This is a genomic window from Mycobacterium intermedium (genome assembly GCF_002086275.1).
In the GTDB taxonomy this organism is placed as follows: Bacteria; Actinomycetota; Actinomycetes; order Mycobacteriales; family Mycobacteriaceae; genus Mycobacterium; species Mycobacterium intermedium.
The window spans coordinates 1-9086 of the sequence record NZ_MVHT01000147.1 but is presented as its reverse complement, the minus strand read 5'-3'; the positions used below and the strand labels follow the sequence as shown (position 1 = coordinate 9086).

At 67.6% G+C, this 9086-nt stretch carries 6 protein-coding genes and 1 pseudogene; 6 read left to right on the top strand and 1 reads right to left on the bottom strand.

The features are described from left to right. On the top strand, window positions 1–1968 hold a 1968-nt coding region (locus BST27_RS32750; RefSeq protein WP_211285327.1), incomplete at its 5' end, for a PGRS repeat-containing protein. 69 nt (window positions 1969–2037) lie between these two features. Here BST27_RS32750 and coaA read toward each other — a convergent pair. Continuing rightward, window positions 2038–2976, bottom strand: coding sequence for a type I pantothenate kinase (gene coaA / locus BST27_RS28965; RefSeq protein WP_069422453.1), 939 nt, complete (start codon window positions 2974–2976; stop codon window positions 2038–2040). Between the two features lie 147 nt (window positions 2977–3123). On the opposite strand from coaA, the gene glyA reads away from it, so the two are divergent. From glyA to BST27_RS28940, 5 genes and pseudogenes are all read left to right on the top strand, one after another. Further along, window positions 3124–4404, top strand: a complete 1281-nt coding sequence (glyA, locus tag BST27_RS28960; protein WP_069422454.1) for a serine hydroxymethyltransferase — start codon at window positions 3124–3126, stop codon at window positions 4402–4404. 59 nt (window positions 4405–4463) lie between these two features. Next, window positions 4464–5291: an acyl-ACP desaturase gene (locus BST27_RS28955; RefSeq protein WP_069422455.1), complete on the top strand. Its 828-nt coding sequence runs from the start codon at window positions 4464–4466 to the stop codon at window positions 5289–5291. A 230-nt stretch (window positions 5292–5521) separates the two neighbouring features. Next, the gene (gene phoH2, locus BST27_RS28950; RefSeq protein ID WP_069422456.1) at window positions 5522–6823 is read left to right on the top strand and encodes an RNA 5'-3' helicase PhoH2; all 1302 of its coding nucleotides are present in this window, start codon (window positions 5522–5524) and stop codon (window positions 6821–6823) included. Between the two features lie 30 nt (window positions 6824–6853). Then, window positions 6854–7723, top strand: a complete 870-nt coding sequence (locus BST27_RS28945; protein ID WP_069422457.1) for a polysaccharide deacetylase family protein — start codon at window positions 6854–6856, stop codon at window positions 7721–7723. 139 nt (window positions 7724–7862) lie between these two features. Beyond that, window positions 7863–9032: pseudogene (locus tag BST27_RS28940) on the top strand (adenylate/guanylate cyclase domain-containing protein); the annotation flags it as partial. Window positions 9033–9086: the final 54 nt, after the last annotated feature.

Here is a 9086-nt window from a genome sequence, read left to right as displayed (position 1 = left end):
CCGACCACGCAGATCGGCCGCAATGAGCCGGGCTGCGGCGTTTTGCCAGTTGTGCAGGGAACGCTGCGGCACTTCGGCGGCCAACCCGGCTTCAGCAGCGGCGGTGCGGGCGGCAACGGAGGGGCTGCCGGCCTGTTCGGCGACGCCGGGGCCGGCGGGGCCGGCGGCCAGGCGTTCGGCGGTGTCGGCGGGCAAGGCGGTCTCGGCGGTCCGGCTCTGCTGTTGGGAAATGGTGGGACCGGCGGCGCCGGTGGTGGGTCTAGCGCACTCTCCGGGACCACCGGGAACGGCGGTGACGGCGGAACCGGTGGTCTCTTCGGGGGTAACGGCGGTGACGGCGGTCGCAGCGGCATACCCGCTGGTAGCTCGGTAGTTAACTTCGCCTCGGGTGCCCGCGGCGGCAACGGCGGCAATGCCCGGCTGTTCGGGAATGGCGGTGCTGGTGGTGCTGGTTATGGCGGTGTCGGCGACATCCCCGCAGATGCACCGGGCCATGCCGGTAACGGCGGGGTTGGCGGGTTCATCTTCGGTAATGGCGGCGCTGGTGGCAACGGCGTCACGGGCGCATTCGACTCGTCTGGCAACTCGGCATCCGCGGGCGGTAACGGCGGTAACGGCGGCAACGCTGGCCTCATCGGGGCTGGTGGCGCTGCTGGCACGGGCTCCCTTCACGGCAGCTTCGGCACCTTGCCGGACGGCGTCGCGGGCGTTGTCGGCACCGGCGGCAAGTTGTTCACCCCGCCACCATTCGACCCTCTGAACATCGTCAACGCGCCCACCAACGCGCTGCTGGGACGCCCGCTGATCGGGGACGGCGTCAACGGCACCGCCGCGAATCCCAACGGCCAGGCCGGTGGATTGCTATGGGGCAACGGCGGCAACGGCTTCAACAGCACGACCGCCGGAGTGGCCGGCGGTAATGGTGGCGACGGCGGGTTGTTCGGCAATGGCGGCGCCGGGGGCACCGGCGGTCCCGGCGCTGGCGGCGGAAACGGTGGTAACGCCATCATCGGCCTCGGCGGAACTGGTGGTGCTGGCGGGAGCGAGGGCGGCGCCGGAGGCCATGGCGGCAACGTCTTCCTGTGGGGCGCCGGCGGTGCCGGCGGCCAGGGCGGCACCGGAACCCTCACCACTGCCGGCGGCGCTGGCGGAAACGGCGGGCACGGCGGCTGGCTGAAGGGCGACGGCGGGGCCGGTGGCAACGGCGGTGGCGGCGCCAACGCGTTCGACAACATCAATCAAGCTCCGGATGGAGGAGATGGCGGCCGGGGCGGCAACGGGGGCGCGGCAGGGCTCATCGGTAATGGCGGCGCAGCCGGGAACGGTGGTGCGGGCGGTTCCGGCGGCGCCGGCCTTACCAACGGGTCAGACCCGTTCGCCCCATCCAGCGGCGGGGCCGGCGGGCATGGTGGCGACGCCGGCAACGGCGGCGCCGGCGGGATGCTCTACGGCAACGGCGGCTCCGGCGGGACCGGTGGCAACGGAGGCCAGGGCGGCTCCTGGCAATTCGGCAGCGGCGACCGGAACAGCGGCGCGGGCGGCGACGCCGGCAATGGTGGCAGCGGTGGCTCCGCGGGGATGTGGGGGAACGGCGGGACCGGCGGGAACGGCGGCGCCGGCGGGTCCTCCATCGTCGGCAACAGCACCGGTAAGGGCGGTTCGGGCGGCCGCGGCGGTGACGCCGGCCACGGCGGTTCCGGCGGGTCGGTGTTCGGGGACGGCGGGGCCGGTGGCGTTGGCGGGCGCGGCGGGAACGCCGGTTTCACCGTCCCCGGGTTCTTCATTGGCGGTGCCGCCGGGGACGGAGGCAACGGCGGTGTCGGCGGAAGTTCGCAGCTCATCGGCAACGGCGGCAACGGGGGCGCCGCTGGGGGTCCTGGCGAGGGCCAAGACGCTGGGACCGCTGGCAGCGGCGGGCCCGGCGGCAAGGGCGGGTCGGTGTTCGGGCAGCCGGGGGCACCCGGGTAGTCGGCGATCCTCCCGGCACTGTCGCGCGGGTCAATATCCGCCGCGCCAGGGGCCGCAGGGGCAGCCGGGCTAGAGCTTGCGCAGCCGCAACCGGTTGATGGAGTGATCGGCGTCCTTGCGCAGCACCAGCGTCGCCCGCGGTCGGGTCGGCAGGATGTTCTCCACCAGGTTGGGCCGGTTGATCGACCGCCAGATTTCCTTCGCGGCGGCAACGGCTTTCGCGTCGGACAACGCCGAGTAGTGGTGGAAGTGAGATTCCGGGTCGGCGAACGCGGTGCTGCGCATCGCCAAGAATCGCGAGATGTACCACTGCTCGATGTCCTCGATCCGCGCATCCACATACAGCGAGAAGTCGAACAGGTCCGACACCATCAGCGTCGGGCCCGTCTGCAATACGTTGAGCCCCTCCAAGATCAAGATGTCGGGGTGCCGGACCACGTGCTTGGCGCCCGGAATGATGTCGTACTTGAGGTGCGAGTACACCGGCGCGCAGGCATATTCCGAACCGGACTTCACCGACGTCACGAAACGCATCAGCGCTCGCCGGTTGTAGCTCTCCGGGAAGCCCTTGCGGTGCATCAGGTTCCGCCGTTCCAGCTCCGCGTTGGGATACAGGAAACCGTCGGTGGTCACCAGGTCGACCCGTGGATGGTGATCCCACCGGGCCAGCAGTGCCTGCAGCACACGAGCGGTGGTCGATTTGCCGACCGCGACGCTGCCCGCCACCCCGATGACGAACGGCACCAACCGGTCCGGGTGCTGCTGGGGTTCGCCAAGGAACTCGGCGGTCGCGGCGAACAGCCGCTGGCGTGCGGCCACCTGTAGGTGAATCAGTCGGGCGAGCGGGAGGTAGACCTCCTCGACCTCGAGCAGATCAATCTGCTCGCCCAGGCCCCGCAAACCGATCAGTTCCTCTTCGGTCAGGGCCAGGGGCGTCGACTCACGAAGCGCGCGCCATTGCTTCCGGTCGAACTCCACGTAGGGGCTCGGCTCGCTCAGCCGGGGCATATTTCCAGTCTTGCAGGAACGGAACCGAGCCTTACCGCTGGGCTGGCAAAAGCCGACCTACAGCTGCCTAAGAGCAGTCTCGATAGACTGACCCCCGTGACTGCTGCACCTGACGCCCGCACTGCCGTTTCCGGCGAAGCCTCTGTGATGTCGGCCCCGCTCGCCGACGTCGACCCCGACATCGCCGAGCTGCTGGCCAAGGAACTCGGACGGCAACGCGACACCCTCGAGATGATCGCGTCGGAGAACTTCGTGCCGCGCTCGGTGCTGCAAGCCCAGGGCTCCGTGCTGACCAACAAATACGCCGAGGGACTGCCGGGCAGGCGCTATTACGGCGGTTGTGAACACGTCGATGTGGTGGAAAACATAGCCAGAGATCGCGCCAAGGCGTTGTTCGGTGCCGACTTCGCCAACGTGCAGCCGCATTCGGGCGCGCAGGCCAACGCCGCGGTGCTGCACGCGCTGATGTCGCCGGGAGAACGGCTGCTGGGATTGGACCTGGCCAACGGTGGGCACCTCACGCACGGTATGCGGCTGAACTTCTCCGGCAAGCTCTACGAAAACGCCTTCTACGGTGTCGACCCCACCACGCACCTGGTGGACATGGACGTGGTGCGGGCGCAGGCGCTGGAATTCCGCCCGAAGGTGATCATCGCCGGCTGGTCCGCCTACCCCCGGGTCCTGGACTTCGCGGCGTTCCGGTCCATTGCGGACGAGGTGGGCGCCAAGTTGTGGACGGACATGGCGCACTTCGCAGGACTGGTCGCCGCCGGCCTGCACCCGTCGCCCGTGCCCCATTCGGATGTGGTGTCGACGACCATCCACAAGACGCTTGGCGGGGGCCGCTCCGGGATGATCGTGGGCAAGCAGGAATACGCCAAAGCCATTAACTCCGCGGTGTTTCCGGGTCAGCAGGGCGGCCCGCTCATGCACATCATCGCCGGCAAGGCCGTCGCGCTGAAGATTGCCGGAACCCCGGAGTTCGCCGAACGCCAACGGCGCACGCTGAGCGGTGCGCGGATCATTGCCGAGCGGCTGTTGGCCCCTGACGTCGCCAAGGCCGGCGTCTCCGTGGTCAGCGGCGGCACCGACGTCCACCTGGTCCTGGTCGACCTGCGCAACTCGCCACTGGACGGACAGGCGGCCGAAGACCTGCTGCATGAGGTGGGCATCACGGTCAACCGCAACGCCGTCCCGAACGACCCCCGGCCACCCATGGTGACCTCCGGGCTGCGGATCGGGACACCCGCGTTGGCCACCCGAGGATTCGGGGACACCGAGTTCACCGAGGTCGCCGACATCATCGCCAGCGCCCTAGTGGCGGGCACTTCCGCAGACGTGGCCGGCCTGCGCGCCCGGGTGACACGTCTGGCCAGGGATTTCCCCCTGTACGAGGGCCTGGAGGACTGGAGTCTGCTCGGCCGCTGAGGCGACTCGCCCGCCGCAAGAATTTGAAAACATCTGTGTACGCGGGTTACAGTAACCGCATGGCACAGAAACCTGTCGCTAATGCGCTGACCCTCGAACTCGAACCGGTTGTCGAGGAAAACTGGACTCGGCACCTTGCCACCGAGAACCTTTGGTTCGCGCACGATTACGTGCCGTACGACCAGGGCGAGAACTTCGCCTTTCTCGGTGGGCGTGACTGGGATCCCTCCCAGGCCACGCTGCCCCGGCACATCACCGACGCGTGCGAGGTCTTGCTGATCCTCAAGGACAACCTGGCCGGTCATCACCGCGAACTCGTCGAGCACTTCATTCTCGAGGACTACTGGGGACGCTGGCTGGGCCGCTGGACCGCCGAGGAGCACCTGCACGCCCTCGCGCTGCGTGACTATCTGGTGGTGACCCGCGAAATCGACCCCGCCGCCAACGAAGAGGTGCGGGTCAAGCACGTGATACGGGGCTACCGCGCCGACTGGTACACCCAGGCCGAAACCCTGGTCTACATGACCTTCTCCGAGCGCTCGCACGCCACGTTCTGCCGAAACCTCGCCGCACAGATCGAGGAACCGCTCCTGGCCGGGCTGGTGGACCGGATCGCCCGGGACGAAGCGCGTCATGAAGAGTTTTTCTCCAACCTTGTCCAGCACCTCCTCGGCTACGTCCGCGAGGAGACCATCGCGGCGATTGCCACCCGGGCGGCCGACATCGAGGTACTCGGCGCCGACATTCTGGAATACCAGGACAAGGTGCAGAACATCGCCGACGCGGGCATCTTCGACCGCCGGCAACTGCAGCAGGTCGTCTCCGAATGCATCACCGCGTGGGGCTTGGCCGACGAGCCCGCATTGCAGCAATACGTCGCAAGTTAACTTGAGTTTTCCTCAGCGGCGCGCCTGCGCTGCGCGGGTGTGACCACCGGAGTAGCGTCGCACTCGATGGCCAGCGCAACACTCTGCTGCCAGGGCGGCACCTACCGTCACGACTCCCTGTCTTGGCAGGGGCATGACACAGGCAGGGCCGGCCCCGGTCCTGGTGCCGCGGCCCCCGCCGATTCGCTCGTGCGGGTCCGCGCGAGCGTCCGTCGCTCGAGGAGCGCTCTGTGACCGAAATCCGGACGTACGTGCTCGACACCTCTGTGCTGCTGTCCGACCCATGGGCGTGCAGTCGGTTCGCCGAGCACGAAGTCGTGGTTCCACTCGTGGTGATCAGCGAGCTGGAGGCCAAACGCCACCACCACGAGCTGGGCTGGTTCGCCCGCCAGGCGCTGCGGTTGTTCGACGACCTCCGACTCGAGCACGGACGGCTGGATCAGCCCATTCCGGTTGGCACGCAGGGTGGTTCATTGCACGTCGAGCTCAACCACACCGACCCCGCGGTGCTGCCCGCGGGCTTCCGTACCGACAGCAACGACTCCCGGATCTTGAGTTGCGCCGCCAACCTGGCCGCCGAAGGCAGACGAGTCACGCTGGTCAGCAAGGACATCCCGCTGCGGGTCAAGGCGGCTGCGGTGGGTCTGGCGGCCGACGAGTACCACGCCCAAGACGTGGTCGCGTCGGGCTGGTCGGGCATGCGGGAGATCGAAACCTCCGCCGAAGACATCGCCACCCTGTTCGCCGAGGGTGAGATTGATCTGGCCGAAGCGCGGGACCTGCCCTGCCACACCGGCATTCGACTGCTGGGCGGCAGTTCGCACGCACTGGGCCGGGTCACCGCCGGCAAGCGCATCCAGCTGGTTCGCGGCGACCGCGAAGTGTTCGGGCTGCGCGGGCGCTCCGCCGAACAGCGGGTGGCGCTCGACCTGTTGCTCGACGAATCCGTTGGCATCGTGTCGCTGGGCGGCAAGGCCGGCACCGGAAAATCGGCGCTGGCGTTGTGCGCGGGCCTCGAGGCGGTGCTGGAGCGTCGGACGCACCGCAAGGTCGTGGTATTCCGCCCGCTGTACGCCGTCGGAGGCCAGGAACTCGGCTACCTGCCCGGCAGCGAGAGCGACAAGATGGGCCCGTGGGCGCAGGCCGTGTTCGACACGCTCGAGGGCCTGGCCAGCCCGGCCGTGCTGGACGAGGTCCTGTCCCGAGGCATGCTCGAGGTGTTGCCGCTGACGCACATTCGCGGCCGGTCGTTGCACGACTCGTTCGTCATCGTCGACGAAGCGCAGTCGCTGGAACGCAACGTGCTGCTCACGGTGTTGTCCCGGTTGGGTACCGGATCCCGGGTGGTGCTGACCCACGACATCGCGCAGCGCGACAACCTGCGAGTCGGCCGCCACGACGGCGTGGCCGCGGTAATCGAAAAACTCAAAGGTCATCCGCTGTTTGCGCACATCACACTGCTGCGCAGTGAGCGGTCACCGATTGCGGCGCTGGTCACGGAGATGTTGGAAGAGATCACCGGGCCGCACTGAGCCCGTCCGGCCCGCGGGTAAACTTTCGTGGTGCCGAAACGACCCGACAACCAAGTTTGGCGCTACTGGCGCACGGTTTTCGGTGCGCTGGCCGCCGGCGCCGTCCTGGTGATCGGTGGCCTCACCGGCCATGTCACCCGAGCCGACAATCTCAACTGTTCGGTGGTGAAGTGTGTCGCGTTCACCTTCGATGACGGTCCGACGCCCTACACCGACCGGCTACTGAAAATCCTCCGGGACAACGACGCCAGGGCCACGTTCTTCTTGATCGGCAACAAAGTGGCCGCCAACCCGGGCGGCGCCAGGCGCATCGCCGAGGCCGGGATGGAGATCGGCAGCCACACCTGGGAGCACCCCAACCTGCAGACCGTTCCCGTCGCCGACCTTCCCGCTCAGTTCACCAAGGCCAACGAGGCGATCGCCGCGGCGACGGGCCGGGCGCCCACGCTGTACCGCCCCGCCGGTGGACTGTCCAACGAGACCGTGCGCGCGACCGCCGGGAAGCTGGGAATGGCCGAAATCCTGTGGGATGTCATTCCCTTCGACTGGGAGAACGACTCCAACATCGCGGCGACCCGGCAGATCCTGATGACCCAGATCAGGCCGAATTCGGTGGTTCTGCTGCACGATACCTACTCGAGCACCGTCGACCTGGTGTATCAGTTCATCCCCGTGCTCAGGGCCAACGGCTACCGCTTGGTGACCGTCAGCGAACTGCTCGGTTCGAGGGCGCCGGGGAGCAGCTACGGCAGCCGCGAGAACGGGCCGCCCGCCAATGATCTGCGCGACATCCCGGCCAACCAGATTCCGGGTCTGCCCAACACCCCGTCGCCCAAGCCAATGCCGAACTTTCCGATCACCGACCTGCCGAACCAAAACCCGGGCGGGCCCGCTAGCTGACCGCCGAGATTGCCGCCATGGTCGCGGTCGGCGCTGGGAGCACAGCCGTCACGGCAATCTCGCCGTAAGCGTTAGGTTGTTTTGCGTGACCACGCCATCGGCAGCCGAGAAAGCGGGTCCAAAGAGTGGCCGCAGGTTGCTGATCCAATACGGTTCCGACCTTGCGTTGGCCTACATCTTCGCCGCCATCGACGCCGTTGCCATCCTGGTCCCGCTGCGCGGCCACACAAACGCCGACTTTGCCGAAATGAACATGGCCGTGGTGCTCGTGCTGATGGTACTGGGCGTCTGCTTCGTCGCGGTGGCCGGTGCGATGAGCCTGGCGCCCACCGTGCGCTGGTTTGCCGTTGGCGCCGAACCGACCGCGAAGCAACGCGATGTCGCAACGAAACTCGCCGGCCGCCAGTCGGCCATCCTGGCGGGGGCCTGGGCGGCCAGCGGTGTGATCCTCGTGCTCATCAATCTCAGCGGTGGTGCGGGCTTGCTGGTACCCATCGTGCTGGGGGTGGTGCTGGGCGGTGCCGCGGCGGCCGGCACCGGTCTGTTGCTCGCACAGCACACGCTGCGGCCCATCATGGTCGCCGCCACCCGCGGTGCCGAGCCGCGACTGACCGTGCCGGGCGTGTTTTCCCGGCTGGTGCTCCTGTGGTTCCTCTGCAGCGCGTTTCCGATCGGGGTCATCGCGGGTTTCGTCGTATTGCGTTCCTACGGTTGGTTCATCGAGAAAAACGCGTCGTTGGACACGCCCGTGCTGGTCGTGTCGCTGGCGGCCCTGGTGCTGGGTTTGCCGACGATGATCCTGACCTCGCGGTCCATAGCGGACCCGATCAGCGAAGTCGTCGACGCGATGGCCGAAGTCGAACACGGCCACATCGACACGATCGTCGGGGTGTACGAGCGATCCCAAATCGGCCGTCTCCAAACAGGATTTAACAAAATGGTGGCCGGCCTCGCCGAACGCGAGCGGTTGCGTGACCTGTTCGGTCGGCACGTCGGGGCCGACGTGGCGCAACGCGCCATCGAAGAGGGCGTCTCGATGTCCGGGGAAGTGGTCGAGGCCGCGGTCCTGTTCATCGACATGTTGAACTCGACCAGGCTGACGGAAAGCCTGGCGCCACAAGAGGTGGCCCAGGTGCTCAACGACTTCTTCCGGATAGTTGTCGGCGCCGTCGACGAACACCAGGGTCTGATCAACAAATTCCAAGGCGATGCGGCGCTGGCCGTCTTCGGGGCCCCGCTGCGCTCCGACGACCCGGCGTCGGCGGCATTGGCCACGGCCCGAACGTTAGCCTCGATTTTGCATCGAATTGATGATTGAGCCGTTCTGGCGCTGAATGGTGTTGTTGGGTAGGCATTTTCGGTG

What these genes read in the sequence shown, in the direction of transcription:
- coaA (WP_069422453.1), bottom strand. Translation starts at nt 2,976, where the DNA reads ATGCCCCGGCTGAGCGAGCCGAGCCCCTACGTGGAGTTCGACCGGAAG.
- glyA (WP_069422454.1), top strand. Translation starts at nt 3,124, where the DNA reads ATGTCGGCCCCGCTCGCCGACGTCGACCCCGACATCGCCGAGCTGCTG.
- BST27_RS28955 (WP_069422455.1), top strand. Translation starts at nt 4,464, where the DNA reads ATGGCACAGAAACCTGTCGCTAATGCGCTGACCCTCGAACTCGAACCG.